Annotated in this window: 17 protein-coding genes; 7 read left to right on the top strand and 10 right to left on the bottom strand. The window is 66.5% G+C overall.

Features of this window, described 5'->3' with window-relative positions:
- A partial coding sequence (locus ACTHL9_RS14290; RefSeq protein ID WP_440519959.1) for a hypothetical protein occupies positions 1 to 356 on the top strand: 356 nt, incomplete at its 5' end.
- A gap of 407 nt (positions 357 to 763) precedes the next feature.
- On the opposite strand, the gene ACTHL9_RS14285 is transcribed toward ACTHL9_RS14290, so the two are convergent.
- Complete coding sequence (locus ACTHL9_RS14285; RefSeq protein WP_440519958.1) at positions 764 to 1,585, bottom strand: DUF429 domain-containing protein; 822 nt, start codon at positions 1,583 to 1,585, stop codon at positions 764 to 766.
- A gap of 190 nt (positions 1,586 to 1,775) precedes the next feature.
- Here ACTHL9_RS14285 and ACTHL9_RS14280 point away from each other — a divergent pair, with 190 nt between their 5' ends.
- Positions 1,776 to 2,621 (top strand): DUF3883 domain-containing protein, encoded by an 846-nt coding sequence (locus tag ACTHL9_RS14280; RefSeq protein WP_440519957.1) that lies wholly within the window; start codon positions 1,776 to 1,778, stop codon positions 2,619 to 2,621.
- Positions 2,622 to 2,660: 39 nt separating this feature from the next.
- Here the strand turns inward: ACTHL9_RS14280 and ACTHL9_RS14275 are convergent, their stop codons facing one another.
- The 4 genes from ACTHL9_RS14275 to ACTHL9_RS14260 form a co-directional block, all read right to left on the bottom strand.
- Positions 2,661 to 3,746 carry a hypothetical protein gene (locus tag ACTHL9_RS14275; protein ID WP_440519956.1) on the bottom strand — a complete coding sequence of 362 codons (1,086 nt, stop codon included), beginning with the start codon at positions 3,744 to 3,746 and terminating at the stop codon, positions 2,661 to 2,663.
- Between the two features lies 1 nt (position 3,747).
- Entirely contained in the window at positions 3,748 to 4,485 is a 738-nt protein-coding gene (locus ACTHL9_RS14270) for a hypothetical protein (protein ID WP_440519955.1), read from the bottom strand.
- 272 nt (positions 4,486 to 4,757) lie between these two features.
- Positions 4,758 to 5,156, bottom strand: a complete 399-nt coding sequence (locus ACTHL9_RS14265) for a hypothetical protein (protein WP_440519954.1) — start codon at positions 5,154 to 5,156, stop codon at positions 4,758 to 4,760.
- 141 nt (positions 5,157 to 5,297) lie between these two features.
- Positions 5,298 to 5,522 (bottom strand): hypothetical protein, encoded by a 225-nt coding sequence (locus ACTHL9_RS14260; RefSeq protein ID WP_440519953.1) that lies wholly within the window; start codon positions 5,520 to 5,522, stop codon positions 5,298 to 5,300.
- Between the two features lie 505 nt (positions 5,523 to 6,027).
- On the opposite strand from ACTHL9_RS14260, the gene ACTHL9_RS14255 reads away from it, so the two are divergent.
- From ACTHL9_RS14255 to drmB, 5 genes are read left to right on the top strand one after another with little or no spacing between them, the layout of a single operon-like run.
- On the top strand, positions 6,028 to 6,753 hold the full coding sequence (locus ACTHL9_RS14255; protein ID WP_440519952.1) for a hypothetical protein: 726 nt from the start codon (positions 6,028 to 6,030) through the stop codon (positions 6,751 to 6,753).
- The gene (locus tag ACTHL9_RS14250; RefSeq protein ID WP_440519951.1) at positions 6,750 to 8,267 is read left to right on the top strand and encodes a hypothetical protein; all 1,518 of its coding nucleotides are present in this window, start codon (positions 6,750 to 6,752) and stop codon (positions 8,265 to 8,267) included. Before ACTHL9_RS14255 ends, ACTHL9_RS14250 begins: the two co-directional genes overlap by 4 nt.
- A complete protein-coding gene (locus tag ACTHL9_RS14245) occupies positions 8,264 to 9,964 on the top strand; it encodes an NERD domain-containing protein (RefSeq protein WP_440519950.1) in 1,701 nt (566 codons plus the stop codon). The genes ACTHL9_RS14250 and ACTHL9_RS14245 overlap by 4 nt, the downstream gene beginning before the upstream one ends.
- Positions 9,961 to 13,455 (top strand): helicase-related protein, encoded by a 3,495-nt coding sequence (locus ACTHL9_RS14240; RefSeq protein WP_440519949.1) that lies wholly within the window; start codon positions 9,961 to 9,963, stop codon positions 13,453 to 13,455. The genes ACTHL9_RS14245 and ACTHL9_RS14240 overlap by 4 nt, the downstream gene beginning before the upstream one ends.
- The gene (gene drmB, locus ACTHL9_RS14235; protein WP_440519948.1) at positions 13,452 to 15,380 is read left to right on the top strand and encodes a DrmB family protein; all 1,929 of its coding nucleotides are present in this window, start codon (positions 13,452 to 13,454) and stop codon (positions 15,378 to 15,380) included. Before ACTHL9_RS14240 ends, drmB begins: the two co-directional genes overlap by 4 nt.
- An 81-nt stretch (positions 15,381 to 15,461) precedes the next feature.
- Here drmB and ACTHL9_RS14230 read toward each other — a convergent pair whose 3' ends face one another.
- From ACTHL9_RS14230 to ACTHL9_RS14210, 5 genes are all read right to left on the bottom strand, one after another.
- Entirely contained in the window at positions 15,462 to 15,617 is a 156-nt protein-coding gene (locus ACTHL9_RS14230) for a hypothetical protein (RefSeq protein ID WP_440519947.1), read from the bottom strand.
- The gene (locus ACTHL9_RS14225) at positions 15,607 to 15,825 is read right to left on the bottom strand and encodes a hypothetical protein (RefSeq protein ID WP_440519946.1); all 219 of its coding nucleotides are present in this window, start codon (positions 15,823 to 15,825) and stop codon (positions 15,607 to 15,609) included. Before ACTHL9_RS14225 ends, ACTHL9_RS14230 begins: the two co-directional genes overlap by 11 nt.
- A 160-nt stretch (positions 15,826 to 15,985) precedes the next feature.
- Complete coding sequence (locus ACTHL9_RS14220; RefSeq protein ID WP_440519945.1) at positions 15,986 to 16,858, bottom strand: NgoMIV family type II restriction endonuclease; 873 nt, start codon at positions 16,856 to 16,858, stop codon at positions 15,986 to 15,988.
- On the bottom strand, positions 16,858 to 17,817 hold the full coding sequence (locus ACTHL9_RS14215) for a DNA cytosine methyltransferase (protein WP_440519944.1): 960 nt from the start codon (positions 17,815 to 17,817) through the stop codon (positions 16,858 to 16,860). Before ACTHL9_RS14215 ends, ACTHL9_RS14220 begins: the two co-directional genes overlap by 1 nt.
- A 45-nt stretch (positions 17,818 to 17,862) precedes the next feature.
- A partial coding sequence (locus ACTHL9_RS14210) for an HNH endonuclease (RefSeq protein ID WP_440519943.1) occupies positions 17,863 to 18,325 on the bottom strand: 463 nt, incomplete at its 5' end.

Below are 18,325 nucleotides of genomic sequence, written 5' to 3'. Positions count from 1 at the left end.
CACTCGAACGCGCCGAACGTGCCCAGCACGAGCGCATGGAAGCCATCCGCAACCTCGCCAAGGCACGTCAGGGAATCACCGACGCCCGCGATCTCGCAGACCATCGCCGCGCCGAGCTCGAACGAGAAATCGCAGCCTTCCTGGCCGACGCCGAACGCGACGACCTCAAGGCCTACACAGCCGCCGTCACCGCAGGCTGGACCGAACCCGAACTGCGACGCATCGGCTTCGACGAACCCGCCAAGAAGGCCCGCGTCCGCAGACGCGCTGCACGTCCCGCCGGCCCCCAGGGATCGCCGTCGGAGGACACCGGCGCCACAGGTCCGGTAGCGGACGGGCAGGCCGGGGCCCGGTAGCCTGCCGGTCCCCTCCGCACGACGTGAGCCTCCGCCGCTGCGCGGCCTCCCCCGCGCGCCCCGCGGGGGGGCGGTGTGCTGCCGCCGTGAAGGAACCGGTCTGCCGTGGCACCCTCCGCCGCACTCACCGGTGGATGGCTCAGGACGAGTGACTGGGCGCGGACGGACAGCCCGTGCGGGGATCTCGCCGCCCCCTGTGGCCGCCTTTCCTGCAGCTTCATTCCGCGGGCGCGGAAGGGCGGGAACCGTGCTGACGGGCCCACCTTCGGGATGCTCCCGAGGACTCCTGCGGTCCGTTCGGCATCGTTCGTTCCAGCCACAGTGGGGATGCCGATGACGGTTCCGGGAGGATCCCGATCGAGGTGGGGTCTCGGGGCCCCTCCAGACGGTTCGGGGGTGCAGTGTTCTCAGGGCAGGCCGTTCCACCTTCTCCCCGTCGCGGGGTTCACCCTGTGGTCATGGCCGGGCATGAATCGCAACTGCAGCCGCCCGGGCGTCTGGCCGCATCCGCACAGGCACGGCGGACGCGCCGGGTCCTGACGCCCGACCCTCGCGGGCGCCCGATAGCCCGGCTCCTGACGAGGCCGGCAGGCGGAAGCGCGCCGGAATTTCTCCGGCAGCGCGGGCACGGGAAGGACCAGCGCATCCTTCCCCTCGCCGACCCACGTGTGCCGTCCTTCCAGGGCGATCAGTCCGGTGAGCGCACCCAGCGCAGCGTCCACCTGGTCCGGGCCCAGGAGCGCCCTCTCGTCGACCCCGTGGTCGGCCAGGAGGCGGCGCCGGATGGGAACCTTGCTGGCGAAGTCCCCGACCTGCCCTGCCAGGGCGACCGCCGCGGCATGGGGGTAGTACTCGGCTGCCTTCCCGCGGACGTCTCCCCCGGTGTACCGGGGGTACCGGGGGGCGAGCGCGGCGTAGACGCGGAAACCGTCCCGCATCCAGCGGTGGAACGCCCCCGCCCTGTCCTCCGACGGAGTGGTGTAGAGGTTGATCCCCCGTCGGGTCAGCTCCCGCTCGGCGGGGCGGCGCCTGTCGGCCTCCGCCCACTGCGAGGGCGAATCGATGCACACCACTGCAGGCTCGAGCCCCTCCACGATCCCCACCAGCTGATCCAGATCGCGAAGACTGCGAATGCTCCGGAGGATCCGCCGGTCGGAGTCCAAGGCCACAAGGTCGAGCCCCTTCGCATCGAGGTGGCCGACATCGATGCCCACAGCAACTGTCCTCATGGCCAGAATTCCATGCCTGCCGAACCCCGGCGTCAACCAGTGCACCAGACACGGAGGGACCACAACCCGAGGGCAGTCCGGCGCACGATCCCTCCGGCCGGACTGCCGTGCGGGTCGGGGTCGGCGGACGGCGAAGCACCCTCGGGTCACGGTGCGCTCTTCGCGGGCCCCGGTCGGAGATACTCGACGCATGATCACCATCAGGCTCATAGACCGCCAGAGCGCCGACAGCGACGACCCGCTCGGGCGCGACTGGTGGGGCTTCGACCCCGATGCAACCCCCGAACAGCTCTGGGCCAACAACCGCGGAGACTGGTCCCTGGACGCCAAACGCATCGCAGCCGAGCGGTGGGCGGCGTTGAGCTACCAAGGACGCGTCGTGCTGGTCGCAGAACTCGACGGCCCCGACCACGAGATCCTGCCGGACAACAGCGCAGGCAAGTCGAAGAAGGCGCTCATCGGCCGTCCCCTGCCGACTGCGCACCCGATCCACCAGGCCCTTGCCGGAACACCGGTCAGACCGGCCAGGGGCATCACCTACGACCCGGACCCCGAGACCTACGACCCGGACTCCGAGGGGACCGAGGCAGCCGCAGGCGACGGCCCCACCCAAGAGTGGGACGCCCCCAGTGCGACGGGCCAGGGGCTGCAGATGGACCCCGAGGCCCGCCGCGCGATCGAGGACGCCGCACAGGAGCGTCTGATGCGCCATTACCGGGAGCGCGGCTGGACCGTCACGGACACCCGGCAGGGCCATCCCTACGACGCCATCGCAGTCAGAGGCGACGAACGGGTCTACCTCGAGGCCAAAGGCACCCAGAGCAGAGGGGACTCGGTCATCGTCACCCGCAACGAGGTCGACCACGCCCGCCGGCATCCCGGGCTGTGCGTGATGGGGGTGTGGTCCGGCATGAGGTTCAAGGACGGCGAGCTGGACCCCGAGGCGGGACACTTCAGGACCCTCGCCTTCAACCCCGACGACCATGACCTCCGCCCGCGCGACTTCGACTGGACACTTCCCGACGCCGCCGAATGACCGCCGGGCGGCAGAGGCACCTGCTTGTGGGCGCCCGGGCTACGCCTGCTGGACGTCCGCTGCCGCACGCTCGAACGCTCGGGCGACCGCACCGGGGAGGGCATCGATGTGCGCTGGGGTGAAGTCGCGGATCGGGATGCTGGGGCGCTTCTCGAAGCCGAGCTCCCTGACCTGTGCCACGGGGACAGGGATCCCGGGGATGGACTCGACTGCCTCGGCGAGGGCATCGCGGAGCTCGGGGATCGCCTTGTAGTCGCTGAAGCGGATCTCGACGGTCACCCCGTCCTTCCTCGCTGCGATCCCGACCGGCCAGCGGAGCCCGTATGCGGCCGTGGTGAGCCCGAAGTTCACCGATGGCCTCTGCCCGTTCCCGCCTTCGAGGATGAACCCGCGCCCGAGCAGGGCCGTCACCAGCCTGCGGGCGAGCGGGCCCCCTGCCGGATCGTTCTCCTCGCACCACTCGAAGAACTGCTCCTGACTCCAGCGGGCGCGCCGCGCAACGGGGTCGGCCGCGGCCTTTGCCTCGACGAAGTCCGTGCCGAAGGTCGTCGGGATCAGCACCTCGGTGCCGCCGGCGCTCGCCCGTTCCAGCTCGAGAGCGATGACTCCGGTCTCGGGCACCGTGATCCGGTTGAGGAACTCGACGATACGGCGCAGGTCGTCGTTGATCCCGTCGACAGCCAGGACGATCCTGAAACGGGCGGCCGCGAGGTTCTCCGCCACGGCCGCGCGGATGAGGCCATCCTCGTCCTCCAGCGCCTCGAACGGGGACACTCCCCCACTCGCCTTGGCCCAGGCGAGGGCGAACTCGTCGGCGTCCATCTGCCAGATCCGTGACGCGTAGTCCAGGACCTGGCCGATGACCTTCCTGCGGACCTCGGGGTTCCGGGCAAGCTTGCACTCGACGAGGGTGAGGTTTCCGCTCGCGTCGAGGACCACGACATCGGCCGGCCCGACACCGCCTTCGAGCTCCCGGCAGGCGATCACCGTGTCGGCCTGGCCGGGCAGGCTGCCGGTGACGAGGGAAGGGTGCTCATGGATGATCGCCTGGAGCGCCTTCTCGCTGTCATAGCCCATGACCGGTTCCTGCCAGTCACCCCCGCGTTCACGGATCAGAATGCCCACGCTACGCCTCCCCGATTTCCGGCTGGTCTTGGGCCACGAACAGGCGTCGTCCGGAGACGTAGCGCCAGATGACATGGTCGAGCTTCCGTACCTGTGTCGGATATGCGGCGGCGACTTGCTTGATCAGGTCCGAGACGCTGGCCGTGTCGAGATCGCTTGGGTTGATGCTCGTGTGTTCCCGGATAAACCTCACGACCATGCGGTCCGGCTTCACCGATTGCAGGCAGACGAGGATGAGGAAGTAGTCGAAGGTGATGCCGGATGACTGGCTTGGCAGCTTCAGCCACGTCTTCTTCAAGGCGGCGAAACTCTCATCCTTCGCGAACGCCTTCTGGACGTCCTGCGGGGCCATGAGCTGCAGCATTTTTAGCGCACGAGCGGTTTGATAAACCACCTCTGCCTTCAATGGAGCCCCTGGCCTGGTGTGTGCTGGCTTGTAGTTGCCCACCACGGCCTTCGCCCACTCCCGACTGTCGCCCACCTCGGAGAACGTCGCCAAGAGCTCGTCAGGACCGTCCCGATAGGGGTCTGCGCCCTGCTGACGCCGGTAAGCGCAGTACCTGCTCACCACGTTGATCACACTCGTGTAGTGCGATCCGGTCGAGAAGATGGAATCGATGATGCAGAGTGCCAAGCTGTCGCGATAGCCATCTGGTTCAATCCAGCGGGATTCATCCCCGAAGAGGTGATGGCACGTATCAGTTAGGCGTGCGACTTCCACATCAAAATTCGGGATCATAAGCGGACTTTAGCAACGGGGTCCGGATCGCAGCCGCTAAGCACGATCCTTCATCCGACTGGCTTGGGCAGATATCCGAGGCGGAACCGGCTCAGCAGAGCCAAGTGGCTCAGGAAGTAACGTCGGCCACCGCCGTTTGGGATGATGGGCGCGACCCCTTCACTGCGAGGCGTCCTCGGGCATGGTGCCGCCGATAGACCCAACCGCGCCGCCGTCCTCAGACCACCTCGGAGTGTCTCCATCAAGCAATGAGTGCCTGACGGGTTTCCCTCTCATGCGTTAGGGTCGTGCGTCTTCCGCCCGGCTAGCTGCTGGACGCGCTGGAAGGTGATGCCGAGCATTCTGGCCACCTCTTTCAACGTGTATTCCCGTCGCAGTTCCGAGACGACGGCCCGCGCTCCTGCGGCACCTCGCTCGGAGAGTTCCTTCGCAGCTTCCAGGTCAGCCTTGGCCGCCTCCCAACGCGATTTGGCCTCGGCGGGAGGATGGACGGCTACGGTGACGTCGACCTCTTCGGGGCTCAGGTTGCGTATGGACGCGACAAGGCTCTGGGCTATCACTTCGATGTCGCTGAGCTTGTGCGCCCGGGCGACCTGTTCGATCCCTTCGATCTCGATCGCCCACCACTTGCCTTCCTTCGTGGCCTCTGCAGCGAACTTCTCCGTTGCCATTGCTGCCGTTCCCTTCTTCCTGCAAGACCAAGGAGGGGCTCGCCCAAGGTTCGAGGACTGGCGGCCTGTTTCAGATAGGCCCTACATCACGCCGTCGCAGGCACTACTGATCAGCCTTATTCCCTCTTCGCCCCCATTTGCTCAGTAGAGGCCGAAAAGGCCGGCCAGATAGTCATATGCATTGTCATAGTCGCGCGAGTCCGGAACCATGATCCGCGCGGCCTGGAACACACCTTGCACTCCAATGCTCGTCAGGAGGCCCGGGGATTCTGCAGCAACCGTCTCCAGCCTCTCGGCCTGGGAATCATCGCTGCCGTCGAATACGACCCAAGCCCAGTCATCGTGCCCTGCAGCTTCCTGGTTCATTCTCGCCTCTCCAATCCGGCTGATTTCCGGATCCGAACAACTGGCTCGAATCCTCCTCCTTTGATAATTCTATCCCCGATTGAATACATCTATCTAGGGTCAGTTGAAAGGATACTGCCAGGGTCGCCTTGCCTTTTTCTTTCGGGAGGGTAGGCAAAGTGCCGAGCTCCGGGTCCTATCGGCCTGTCGGTCGCCCTGCTGGCTCGTTCTCGCCCTAAAGTGTCGGCAGGGATGCGTATTTTTGAGGGTGAAGGCGATGGGACTCGCCCTGACCGATTTCAGAGATGGGGATGAAGATGGGTGCGTCTGCGCGCCGGGACCGGTGTTGACGCTCGCCGAGGGCATCGGCGGACGGTTTCTGGCGGCCGATTGGATCGGCCGGTTGCTCTTGCTGGGCTCTCGAGTTGCACGCTTCGTCCGGGACCACCCCGAACGGCAGCTGATAGTCGCCGTGTCCGTCCCCAGTCGAGAGTTCGCGGCAGCTTTGATCGGTTGCGGATGGGTCATGGCATCCACAGCACCCGCACTCCCCGATCCCTTGGAAACCCTGCGCACGATCGCCCCGGGAACACCCGTCCGGGCCATCAACGGCCACCAGATCATCAACGGCCCCTTCTGGGAGCTGGACGAGGCGGCAAGTCCCCCCCGGGTCCGGATCTCCGGGTCGTCCTGGCCCGTCAACCGCTTCACCGCGCTTGCCGTACTGCCCGAAATCGTTGCACCGGTGAAGGCTCCGCGGCCCCGGCCTGGAAGTGTCGGCCGATGGGCCCACCTCGACCAGAGCTGGGATGCCCGCCTCGCTGCCCCGACGGCGGACCTTGCGATCGTGGGCACCCTCGCCTGGCTGAAGGAGGATTTCGACGCCCTTCTCGGCCGTGAAGGCGACGACCCGGATCCGGCACCCATTCGCGACCTGCTCCTGCCCGACACCGGAGAGCCTGGAACCTGGTCCACGCGGATCTATACATCGGCCCATCTGGCCGAGCACCTGCCGCTTCCAAAGGACCTGCACGCCGTCATCCTCGATGGATCCTCCGCGATCAAGTACATCCATGGCATCGAATCACCAGCTGTGGTCTGCGTCATCGACCGGTCCGTGGCAGACGAGACGGCAGCCGAAATCCTCGTGCAGCTGCGAAGCAGCCGTGGTGAACCCGTCTCGCCGCGACAAGACCTCAACTGGCCCGCACCTTCTGGAGTCGAAGCCCTGGCATTCACGGTGCCGCTATGAGCCGTATCGAAGCCCTCGACCGCCGCTACGCCGCCTCATCGTCCCTCATCCGCCATGGGGTCGAAATCGTGGCAGTGGCAGACCCAGCCGGTGCACGCCTGAACGCGGCTTGCCGCCAGCTCATGCTCAGGGTGGACGAGGACGGCCCCGGGCTTTGGGACGACCTGCTTGGCTCGGTGAAGTCACTCCGATGGCGGCTCATGACCCATCCCCAGCCCATCGACCTCAATCCCGCGCTCCGGGACGGAGCAGCCGAGGTCATCCGCCAGACACGCCGCCTGCGGGGGGCAGTGGAGCAGGATTCCCTCCTCGATGAACTCGCCGCGGCCGCCGAAGGAGCCATCGCGCAAGACCCTGCGCTCGGTGCCATCCTGCTGCGCTCGGCTGAGGAGGTCGGAGCCAACGACTGCGTCGTGGTCGCCGCCAACGCCTCAGCCAGGGCCGCGATGGGCGAATGGCTCCGTCCCCAAGGAGTCAGCGTGCTGACGGCCAGCTCCCTCCAGCGCGCAAAGCCCGGCATCGAACAGTCCTACGCCGTGGGCCCACCCCGCTTCTTCGGCCCCTCCCTCGTCACCGCGCCGACGACGGACGCCGTGAGCTTCCTGATGCCTGCATGGTTCCGCGACCGGCAGATTCCGCATTCCGTCCTCGCCCCCTATGCCGAAGGGGCAATTCGCGTAAAGGCGCGCCTCTTCGTCGAAGGCGATCCGACGGAACCAAAATTTCAGGTCGAGGACGAGGAGGAGTTCGAGAAGGAGCTCCTCCCGCAGCCCATCTGGGGCAGTCCTCCGTCTCCCGGACGGGAAGCCTCGAGCGACGAAGTCGAAGCCCGAAAGCTGCTCCTCAGCGGCAACCGCGGGCTGTGGCTCGACAACGGTGAACGCATTCGGGCCCTGGATCCCGGGCAGCCCTCCGGCGAACGGGTCGTCTACACCGACGTCGAAGCGGTGCGCGTCGGCACCTACCTGCTCCTCCGTGAGGGTGAGAGCGAACCCAACGCGCTGTACGAGGCGGCGCTCGATCGGCTCGGACAGCGCGCAGCGGAGGTCGAAGCGACCCAGCGGGAGTGGAAGCAGCGCCTGCAGAGGCGTCTGAGGCAGATGGGCCCCTGGAGAGCGGAACGCGAGCTCTGGAGCGCAGGGGTGAAGACCGCAGAGAGGGCACGCGCCTGGTGCGAGCCGAACCTCGTGCGCCCCCAGAGCGACCAGGACTTCGAGAAGCTGCTCCAGTGGCTGGACCTCCCCATTCAACCGTCCTTCGCGAATGCGACTCTGCTCCGGCGCGAGACCCACAGGACCAGCGTCCATATCCGCGAGCAGCTGGAGACTGCCGCCTCCGCAGCGGACCTCTCTGCGCTCGAACGCAACGGCCACCTCAGCATCGACATCGAATCGGGCGGCTTCCGGGGAATCCTGGCCGCTCGCGTCATCGCCATCTCCCCGCACACCGAAATCGTCCCCCGCAACGAGGCGAGAGTGCCGTTCGAAGATCGGAGCGGACAGTGGCTCGAATGATGCCCGCCTACTGCCCGGAGGATGCGCCGCCGGGAGAGAAGGCGCTCTACGGCGCGCTGAGCTCCAGCAGCGAAACCGCGGGCTGGATAGTGCTGCACTCCCTTGGCATCGCAGAGCATGTACGGCAGGTCGAAGGCGAAGCCGACTTCGTGATCCTCGTGCCCAACAGAGGCATCCTCGTCGTCGAGGTGAAGTCGCACCAGAGCATCCATCGCCGCGACGACGGCCAGTGGAAGCTCGGCAACGATGCCCCTACCGCGCGCGGCCCTTTCCAGCAGGCCAGAGAGTCCATGCACAGCCTGCGTGACTTCCTCTTCAGGAAGCACATCGATCTGCATTCGGTCCCCATGCTGTACGCCGTCTGGTTCACCGGCGTCCGGGCACGCACGATGCTGCCCGAAGACCCCGAATGGCACGGCTGGCAGGTACTCGACTCCGAGGATCTCAAGGCCGCTCCAGCAGCGGTCGTCCGAACCTTCGAGGCCGGGACGAAGCACCTCGACGAGAAGGTCAAGTACTTCACATTCGGGGGCATCGGGCCCGACGCGGAGGAGGCGGAGCGCATCGCCTCCGCCCTCCGCCCGCGCTTCGAACTGGCGAGCGCGCCCGGGGACCGGCGACGGGCACGGAGCTCCGCGCTCGTCGCCTTCGTCCAGGAGCAATACCGGGCGCTGGACGCCGTGGCCGAGAACAGGTCCGTCCTCTTCTCAGGACCGGCAGGATGCGGCAAGACATTCCTTGCCATGGAGGCGGCCCGCCGCGAAGTGGCGATAGGGCGACGCGGACGCCTCCTCTGCTTCAACAGCCTCCTGGGGAAGCGTCTCTCGGCAGACATGGCCGATGTCGAGAACCTGACGGTCGGAACCTTCCACCAGGAACTCCTCCGTCTCGCCGGACTCCCGAAGGCGCCCGAGGGAGCCGACCGGTCGTTCTGGGAGCGGGAACTGCCCGAACGCGCCCTGGAAGCCCTCGTCGACGACGAGAGGCTCGCTGGCGACTTCCTCGTGGTCGACGAGATCCAGGACATCGCCACCGAACCGTATCTCGACGTCCTCGACCTGATGGTCGTCGGCGGCCTCAAGGACGGCCGCGTCCTGTTCTTCGGCGACTTCGAGCGCCAGGCCATCTACGAGAACGAGCAGGGCAGGGACAGGCTCCGTGCACGGGCCCCCCACATGATGTCCCACAGGCTGTTCCTCAACTGCCGCAACCTGCCCCGCATCGGCTTCCAGACGAATCTGCTCAGCAGGCTGGAGCCTGGCTACCAGAGCGACCAGTTCCGACGCCTCGACGACGGTGTCGACCCCAGCGTCCTGCCCTACGCGTCGGGCCAGGACCAGTCCGCACAGCTGGTCAAGGTAGTCCGAAGCCTCAGGGACGAGGGATTCGAGCTCAACGAGATCGTCATCCTCAGCCCGCTCGCGAGAAACTCGACTGCCGAGACCACCACAGACCCCTGGCTGCGCCAGGTGCTCCGCCCCGCCGACGGCGGTCCCCGCCCCAAGGGCCGGATCGCCTACAGCACCATCCATGCATTCAAGGGCCTGGACGCGCCCGCAGTCATCATCACCGATATGGACCGGAACGTCCCCAACTACGAAGCACTGCTCTACGTCGGCCTCACCAGGGCGACCGACCGCCTGTTCGCACTCATCGAGTCCGGGACACTCCGGGCAGCATTCGGAGGTAAACCATGACCGGACTGGAAGCACGAGGCATCATCGAAGCCGAGCTCCGAAGGGAGCTCTTCGGTCCACTCCAACACGATGAACCGCGGGGCAAGCCGATCGACTGCTCCCCCGGCTCGATCCATTTCGCTTCCGCCGAGGCCAGCCGAGGGCAGTTCCACGACGCCAGTTCGCTCCAGGAGATCCTCAGCACCGGGGACCCGCTTCGCCGCTACGGCATAGGGGTGCTCCACAGCGGCGCGGCAGTCGGCGGCACCGAGATCGACGTCGAGGGCAGCGACGACGTAGACCTCACAGGCGTCACAGGGATCCCCCAGAGCGAGGACGACCCGCCCGGGGAACCGATCGAGATCAGCGACACCATGCGCTCCGACCAAGCCGATTCCGACGACTTCGACCTGACCGACGCCAACACCTTCAAGCCATCGGCCATGGCAGTCTCATTCCAGTGCCGCGTACGGTCTGGAGGATCCTTCAGCGTGTCCGTGACAGGCGCCTACTACGAACGGATCAGCGCCCACATCCCGGGAGTGAAGCAGGCCGACTGGTGGCGCCGCAGGCCATTCGAACTCACCGGCAGCGTGCCCGGATCCGTCCTGCTCAACGAGACCAACCGGCTCAAGATCGTGCCCATGGAGCCGCTCGCAGAACGTCCCACCATCGCGCCCACGACCCGGGTCTTCAGCCGAGCGGTCCCGGGATCCACCGACCCCGAACTGCGCCTCGTGACCGTCGCCGTCGCGAACCAGGTCGCGGGCACAGGACCCAGCAGCGCCCTGTTCCAGATGGGATTCACCGTCACCGCAGCAGGAGCACTCTCCATCGAGCCGTACCCCGAGGCCGACGAGCCGGACCACGGCGAAGAAGAGCAGTCCATCGCACTGCTCTACCGGAACAAGCGCACGTACGCGATCGGCCACGGCTGCGCTGCAGAATGGGGCGAAAGCCAAGGGCAGACATCGACGACCGCACCCTGGGTGCAGGCCGTCGCTATGCCAGCCCACGAGGTCCTCAGCCTCACACCCAACGTGTACCTGACCGACGACCACGGCGACTACATCCTCGACGCCCAAGGGAACCGGCGCACCGTCACCGCCAGCATGGCCGCCCTCGCCGACGGAGCCCAAGAAGGCCGAGACCAGGTGGAGACGATCCTCCGACTCTACGGAGAATGGATCACCAAGCAGGAGAGCCTCATCCCGGGCCTGCTGCCGAAGTTCCAGCAGGCTGCCGCCCTGCACATGGCGCGGGCGCGGGAAGCACTGGAGAGGATGCGGGCCGGCTGGCAGCTCGCCCAGACCGACGACACCGCCAGCCGGGCGTTCCGATGGGCCAACGAGGCCATGCTGTACCAGCAGATCCGGTCCAACTTCCCGCTCCGGGAGGTCAAGGCCGACAAGAACGACATACTGCGCCCGGTCGGGCCTCACCCGGAACCCTCCATACCGCCCGGCAAGGGCACCTGGCGCCCGTTCCAGATCGCCTTCATCCTGGCAAGCCTGCCCGAGCTCGTGGAACCCGCCCTGCCCACGCGTTCCCTCGTCGACCTGATCTACTTCCCCACCGGCGGCGGCAAGACCGAGGCCTACCTCGGAGCCGCGGCAATCAGCCTCCTCGCCAGGCGCCTGAGGAATCCCGACGACGCGGGCACCGACACCCTCATGCGCTACACGCTGCGGCTGCTCACAGCACAGCAGTTCCTCCGCGCAGCCTCGCTGGTGTGCGTTCTCGAGGAGATCCGCGACCGCAACGCGGAAGCTCTCGGCACGTCCCCCTTCGGCATCGGCATCTGGCTCGGCGGAACCTCCACCCCCAACAACTGGACGAGGGCTGTCGAAGTCCTCGGAAAGCTCCGCCGCAACCCCCACGAGCAGAACCTTTTCCTGCTGCTGCGCTGCCCCTGGTGCGGTGCCCAGATGGGCACCAAGCCCAAGGGCAAGGGAGGCCAGCACGTCATCGGGTACGAACAGGCCGGAACGAAGGTCGTTCTCCGCTGCGTCGATACCCAATGCCGCTACTCGAGGCGCGCCGGGCTCCCCGTGCACGTCGTCGACGAGGACATCTACGACGTGCGGCCCTCCATCGTCATCGGCACCGTCGACAAGTTCGCCATGATGGCATGGCGCCCGGAGGCCCACCGCCTCTTCGGCCTGAGCGAGCACGGCGGACGCGAGGTATCGCCGCCCGGCCTGATCATCCAGGACGAGCTGCACCTGATCTCCGGTCCCCTGGGTTCGATGGTCGGCCTCTACGAGCCGATCATCGACGACCTCTGCACCGACCGCCGCGGCGCAGAGCCGGTGCCGCCGAAGATCATAGCCTCCACAGCCACCGTGCGCCGGTACGAAGACCAGATCAGGGGCCTCTTCGGCAGGGAGAGAGTCGCGCTCTTCCCACCCCACGGCCTCGAGGAGGGGCACTCGTTCTTCGCCGAACCAGCCACCCTGTCTGACGGCTCGCCCGAACCGGGGCGCCGCTACCTGGGCATCATGAGCGCATCCCTCGGTTCGACCCAGACGGTCCAGGTCCGCGTGGCAGCTGCCACGCTCCAGGGCGCAGCCAAAGTCCCCGAAGCCGACAGGGACGGCTACTGGACCAACCTGAACTTCTTCAACAGCCTCCGAGAGCTCGGGAACACCGTCTCGCTCCTCGAATCCGACATCCCCGACTACCTGACCGGGCTGCTCCGCCGCGACGGCATCGACAAGCCGCGCTGGCCAAGTCGGACCATGGAACTGACGTCGCGTCGGCGATCGGACGAAATCCCCAAGGCAATCGAACAGCTGCAGGTCAGCTACGGCCAGGACGGCTGCGTGGACATCTGCTTGGCCTCGAACATCATCGAGGTCGGGGTCGACATCGACCGGCTCGGACTTATGACCATCGTCGGCCAACCGAAGACGACAGCCCAGTACATCCAGGTCAGCGGACGCATCGGCCGCCGGGCAGACATCAGCCCCGGCCTGGTGGTGACCATCTACGGCGCCGCGAAACCTCGAGACCGCAGCCACTACGAGCGGTTCCGGACCTACCACCAGCAGCTCTACGCGCAGGTCGAGCCGACCTCTGTCACACCGTTCGCCACACCGGTCCTGCGTCGGGCACTGCATGCAGCCGCCGTCGCCCACGTGCGCCAGACCGCCCCGGGCATCCTGCCCCATCCGTTCCCGAAGGACGAGTACGAGCAGGCGATCGAGCTGCTTCGCGAGCGAGCTTCGATCGTCGACCCCGGGGAGCTGCCGATCCTGGAGCGTATGGCCGACGGCCGCGCGAGGCAATGGTCCCAGTGGGAGCGCACCGACTGGAGTGCGAACCCACCGCCGTGGGGGGACCCCAAGCAGGGCCTGATGCGCTTCGCCGGGACCCTCCCGGATCTGGACAGCAAGGCAATGATCTGGGACGTGCCGACCAGCATGCGAAATGTCGATGCCGAGTGCCGTCTCACCGTCTCTCTGGCGTACGCCCGGGAGGATTCCGAAATCGAGGAGGATGGACTGTGAGCACAGGTTCGATGCGACGGGCCCAGCTCGTCACCCCTTTCGGTGTGGGCGCCATGAGCGTTCTCGTCAACGGGACCTCCGTCGTCACGGCAGGGCTCGACCACTGGTATGACGTCGACGGTGCCGGGACGCTGGCCCTCGAGGAATACCAGGCGCACGACTGGCGCCTGGAGGCCCGCCTGGGGGTCTCGGAGTTCCGGCTGCCGCCGGACTACCGCCGCCCCGGAGAGGGAAGCGACCAGCGCAACGTCAAGCTCACCGTGCCGGTGCTGCGCTTCCCCCGCTGGAGCTTCTGCATGTACTGCAAGCGGCTGGAGCTGAGCACACTGACCATGCAGCAGCAGGTGACGTGCAAGGACAAGGAGCACGCTGGAAAGAAGTACAAGCCGCGCATGTCGCAGGTGCCCTTCGTCGCCGTGTGCTCGCGAGGCCACCTCGACGACTTCCCCTTCGACAAATGGGTCCACCGCTCGCACAACCCCTCCTGCAGCGGCCCCCTCCGCTTGAAGTCACGCGGCGGCGGGGGCCTCGTAGGGCAGGTCGTGACCTGCGACGGGTGCGGGAAGGAACGCTCCCTGCGCGGCATCACAGAAGGCCGCTTCGTCCAGGGCGAAGAGCACACCACCCTGAGCGATCACCTCTCAAAGCCGGAAGACCCCTACCTGTGTACGGGCGCGCGACCTTGGCTCGCACAGCTTGACGGGCCCTGCGATCAACCCCTGCGCGGAGCGCTCCGCGCCGCCGGGAACGTCTACTTCCCGAAGGTCGAGTCATCGATCTACCTTCCCCTCAAGGAAGGCGCTGTGAGCGCCGAGATGCACGAGCTCATGCAGCACCCCGCAGTCAGCTCCACCATGAAGACCCTCCATGGAGTCTTCGGGGCCGATCTCGAAGCAGGTCGACTGCGGGATGCCCTCCTCAAGACCGTGCCGGCGGAACTGTTTCGCCCGGTCTCCGACGACGAGCTGATGGCCGGATACCGCGATCTCTTCGGCATCGGTGCCGAGCAGCCGGAGGAGGGGGACGACGGCGGCTCCGAGGTCCTCACCGGGGACGACGAGTGGCGCCATCCGGAGTTCCAGCACATCCGGGAGACGCCGAAGGACGACTACCTCTCTGCCACCGATCCGACAGTGCATCCAGACCTCCGGTCCCACATCGACCGCGTTCGTTCCGTCGATGTGCTGCGGGAGACCCGAGCGCTCCGGGGCTTCACCCGGGTCCGGGATGACACGGCGCTCAAGCTGAGCGAAGGCAAGTCGCTGCTGCGCAGGGAGCCATTGGCACCGGTACAGGACTGGCTGCCTGCCTACGTGGTGAAAGGCGAGGGCATCTACCTCGAGCTCGATCCCTCGCGGCTGGCCGCGTGGGAGGCACGGGCAGAAGTCCAGGCCAGAGCGCAGAAGATGACCGGCCACCAGGGTGCCGTCGCGGCCAAGCGGGGCCTCCAGCCGCGGGAACTCAGCCCGCGCTTCGTCCTGCTCCACACGCTCGGGCACCTGCTCATCAACCAGCTCGTCTTCGCCTGCGGCTACAGCTCCGCTTCCCTGCGCGAACGGCTCTACGTGTCCACCGCACACGGCCGCGAGATGGCCGGACTCCTGATCTACACGGCGGCGGGTGACTCCGAAGGCACTATGGGGGGTCTGGTCCGGATGGCAGGGCCCGACAGGCTCCGCTCGGTCTTCGCCGCCGCAATCAGCGATGCCCACTGGTGCTCCACCGACCCCGTGTGCATGGACGCGGGCGAGAAGGGCCAAGGCCCCGACTCATGCAACCTCGCGGCCTGCCATGGATGCGCCCTTCTTCCCGAGACGAGCTGTGAGGAGTTCAACCGCTTCCTTGACCGGGGACTGGTCGTCGGCACATTCTCCGACCCCGCGCTGGGGTACTTCTCGGACCTCGCCCAGTTGCACGCGATCTGACGGCCGATCGTCAGCTCTGGGTATCCGAACCACGCTAGGGCTCAGGCGGCAGATCGGTCGGATGGAGGCTGCGGGAACTCGTCACCGGGTCGGGGGCTGGGGCTTGACGTACTCCTCGAGGAACCTGCGGATCGCCTGCGACAATGTCTCGGAGCGCTCGCGCGCTATGGCAAGGGCCGCATCCCACAGGTCGTCCGGGATGCGGATGGCTCTGGGCGTTGTGCCCTTACTTGGCATGGCGGGCGGGCTTCGCGGATGCCTTGACTGCGGCGAGGTCTTCGCGGGTGGCTTCGCGGAGGGTCATGCTCTGCTCGTCCGTCATGGTGGCCCAGTCGAATCCGAGTCGCTTCGCCTGCAGGACGGCATTCAGCTTGACGCCCATCGTGTCGATGCGGAGCTCCTTGGAGAGCTCGGGGATCCAGGCGCTGGGGCGGTTCGTGCTCAAAGCGTGCTCCTTCGGTTGTTCCGATACACGATGCATCAAGACTAGGCAGGTGTATATACACTTTTCAAGGCGCTTGCCTCGTCCATTCCTTTCACGAGCCCCGTGGGGCAACCTCTCGGACTTCGCCGGGGCTGCTCGGTTCCGGGACGGAAGTCTAGATCTAGACGGCGAGGTCCAGCGGAAGGTCGGCGATGTCTTTGAGCCTTTTGCCCTCGATCATCATGGTGAGGAGCTCGACCGCGTCGCCGTGTCCGACTTCGTCGACCGCCGCTACCAGTTCCGGCAGCGAGAAGTGGTAGACGCAGTCGATGTCGCCCGTTCCCAAGGCGACCGAAGCGATGCGTGAAGGGAGCGGTTCGCCGGTGACGACGGTGATATGCGGGAGGCGTCCTTTCCGGTTCCGGATGAGGTTCAACGCCTCGGAGCGCGAATTCTGGGCTCTGTCGCTGCGGATCGTCCATTTGCAGGAGACCACTGCGTGAAGGATGCGCCGCTGCTGGTTTGACGCGCGGATCGGTGAGTGGAGGGCGATGGAATCGTCGACCAGGAGGTCCTCTTGGTTGATGAGGGCGTCCGGCACTGGTGCGCGGGACACGACGACGTCGGGGGCAATCGCGTATCCGTTGCCGAGGACGGCCTGCAGCTGAGGGTTGGCCTTGACCGCCAGATCGAGGTCGACGAGATGGGCATACTGCTCGTACACGGCAGCCTGGGCAGCTGACCCCCGTCCGCTGACTTTCCGGATGTCCCACTCCCCCGGTCTCAGCATGCCGAGCCGGGGGAACGTGGCCGAGACGAACTCGGCACATGCCTGTTCGAACCCCCCGCCGGAGGTCTGGCCCGCGAGGCGTTCGCTGACGGTCTCGACATTCAGGGCGGTGGCGATGCGCTGGGCGTACTGGATGCTCGCAGCGTTGCTGCCGTCGGCATTGCTTGGCACACCTGCGGCGTTGACCGAGAGGATGCCACTGTTGAGCAGCCCGGCATGGAATTGCCTGCGCGCCCCTGCGAAGGCCGCCTCCGTCTGCTCCACTAGGCGACGGCGTGCAGCTGTCGGGCGGTGATGGCCTTGCGGATCTGACGGCCGACAGCGGCCGCGACGGGCGGTGGGAAGGCGTTGCCGACCTGGCGGTAAGCGGCGGTCTTACGGCCGGAGATCTTCCAGTGGTCAGGGAATCCTTGCACACGTGCGGCCATGCGCACAGTCAAGCGGGGCAGGCCTTCGAAACCCGGCTCCGGCGCGTCTTCGGCAAGGGTCTTGCCATCCACTCCGAGTGCCGCCCAGGCCGCACGTGCCCTGGTTGGCCCGAGGTCGGGTCCCCCGTGCTTGCGGGAGCCGCCGACGAGTGTCGGAGCGATGCTAGAGGCGCGGAGGGCCCATTCGTCGGCTCCCTCCCAGCCCCGCGCCGCCATAAGGTCCTTCAGCAGCTCCCCCACCGTCGGCGGCATGATCTCGCCCGGAACAGGCCAGTGGAAGTGCTCGGCAAGGTCGTTGCGGATGCCGACGAAGACCACACGCGGCCGGAGTTGGGACACACCGTAGTCCGATGCGTTGAGCAGCCGCCATCCGGGCGTATACCCGAGCTTCTTCAGCTGGCCCTCCACATCCTGGCGATAGGTGTCGAAGACAGCATCCAGCAAGCCTCGGACATTCTCGAGCATGACAGCCTTGGGCCGGATCTCGTCGACAAGGTGGATCGCCTTGGGGAACAGGTTCCGCTCATCCTCGGCTCCAAGCTGCTTCCCGGCCTTGGAGAACGGCGGGCAGGGGACTCCTCCGGCGAGCAGGTCGACCCCCTCGTACGCCTTGCCTGACCACTCCAGGAGATCCTTCTCTAGGACGTTCCACTGGGGCCTGTTCATCCGAAGGGTTTCGCAGGCCGGCGCCTCGATCTCCACCAGTGCCTCATGACCGAAGCCGGCCATCTCGAGACCTAGTGCCTGTCCGCCCGCGCCGGCGCAGATTTCAACGGATGTCGGATCTTCGGCCAATGTGTTTCCTCCCGTGCATGCGACTAGAAGCCTACCGGGCTGAACTTATGAGACGGCGCCGACACTCGGAGGAGTGGCGCCGCTCATGCGTGTCAGCAGGACAAGAAGTTCGTTGCGCTCGTCGGGCGAGAGAAAGCGGGCACGGTCATAGACGACATCAAGCCGATCTCGAGTCCGCTGACCCGATCGAAGCCATGAGAGGAGCTTGCGTTTGTCTTCTCGTGGGAGTTTTCTGATGTCTGGAAGAACCTCTTGGAGCGTCTCGGGACGACGTATTTCTTGACGTACGGGCTCATTGCAGCGCTTGCACTCGGTTCGGAGATTATTGAGGTCCGCGCTGCTCCCCCCGTGGTCAACCGCAACGATGTGCCCGATGGTCATGGCTGCTTTCGAGCCAGGTTCGTTCGGGTACTCCTCGCCATTACCCACGCCGCACACCGCGCATCGGCTCCCATCGCGTTCCAGAATGCGTCGACGGACGGATTGCGAAATCTTCTTCTCTGGAGCC

The sequence above is a fragment of the Sinomonas sp. genome, from assembly GCF_051955515.1.
Taxonomy (GTDB): Bacteria; Actinomycetota; Actinomycetes; order Actinomycetales; family Micrococcaceae; genus Sinomonas.
This window is presented reverse-complemented; position numbering and strand designations above follow the sequence as displayed.

Coding starts and splice junctions, on each gene's coding strand:
- ACTHL9_RS14245 (WP_440519950.1), top strand. CDS start 8,264: ATGATGCCCGCCTACTGCCCGGAGGATGCGCCGCCGGGAGAGAAGGCG.
- ACTHL9_RS14250 (WP_440519951.1), top strand. CDS start 6,750: ATGAGCCGTATCGAAGCCCTCGACCGCCGCTACGCCGCCTCATCGTCC.
- ACTHL9_RS14255 (WP_440519952.1), top strand. CDS start 6,028: ATGGCATCCACAGCACCCGCACTCCCCGATCCCTTGGAAACCCTGCGC.
- ACTHL9_RS14240 (WP_440519949.1), top strand. CDS start 9,961: ATGACCGGACTGGAAGCACGAGGCATCATCGAAGCCGAGCTCCGAAGG.
- ACTHL9_RS14285 (WP_440519958.1), bottom strand. CDS start 1,585: ATGAGGACAGTTGCTGTGGGCATCGATGTCGGCCACCTCGATGCGAAG.
- ACTHL9_RS14260 (WP_440519953.1), bottom strand. CDS start 5,522: ATGAACCAGGAAGCTGCAGGGCACGATGACTGGGCTTGGGTCGTATTC.
- ACTHL9_RS14280 (WP_440519957.1), top strand. CDS start 1,776: ATGATCACCATCAGGCTCATAGACCGCCAGAGCGCCGACAGCGACGAC.
- ACTHL9_RS14230 (WP_440519947.1), bottom strand. CDS start 15,617: ATGCCAAGTAAGGGCACAACGCCCAGAGCCATCCGCATCCCGGACGAC.
- ACTHL9_RS14265 (WP_440519954.1), bottom strand. CDS start 5,156: ATGGCAACGGAGAAGTTCGCTGCAGAGGCCACGAAGGAAGGCAAGTGG.
- ACTHL9_RS14270 (WP_440519955.1), bottom strand. CDS start 4,485: ATGATCCCGAATTTTGATGTGGAAGTCGCACGCCTAACTGATACGTGC.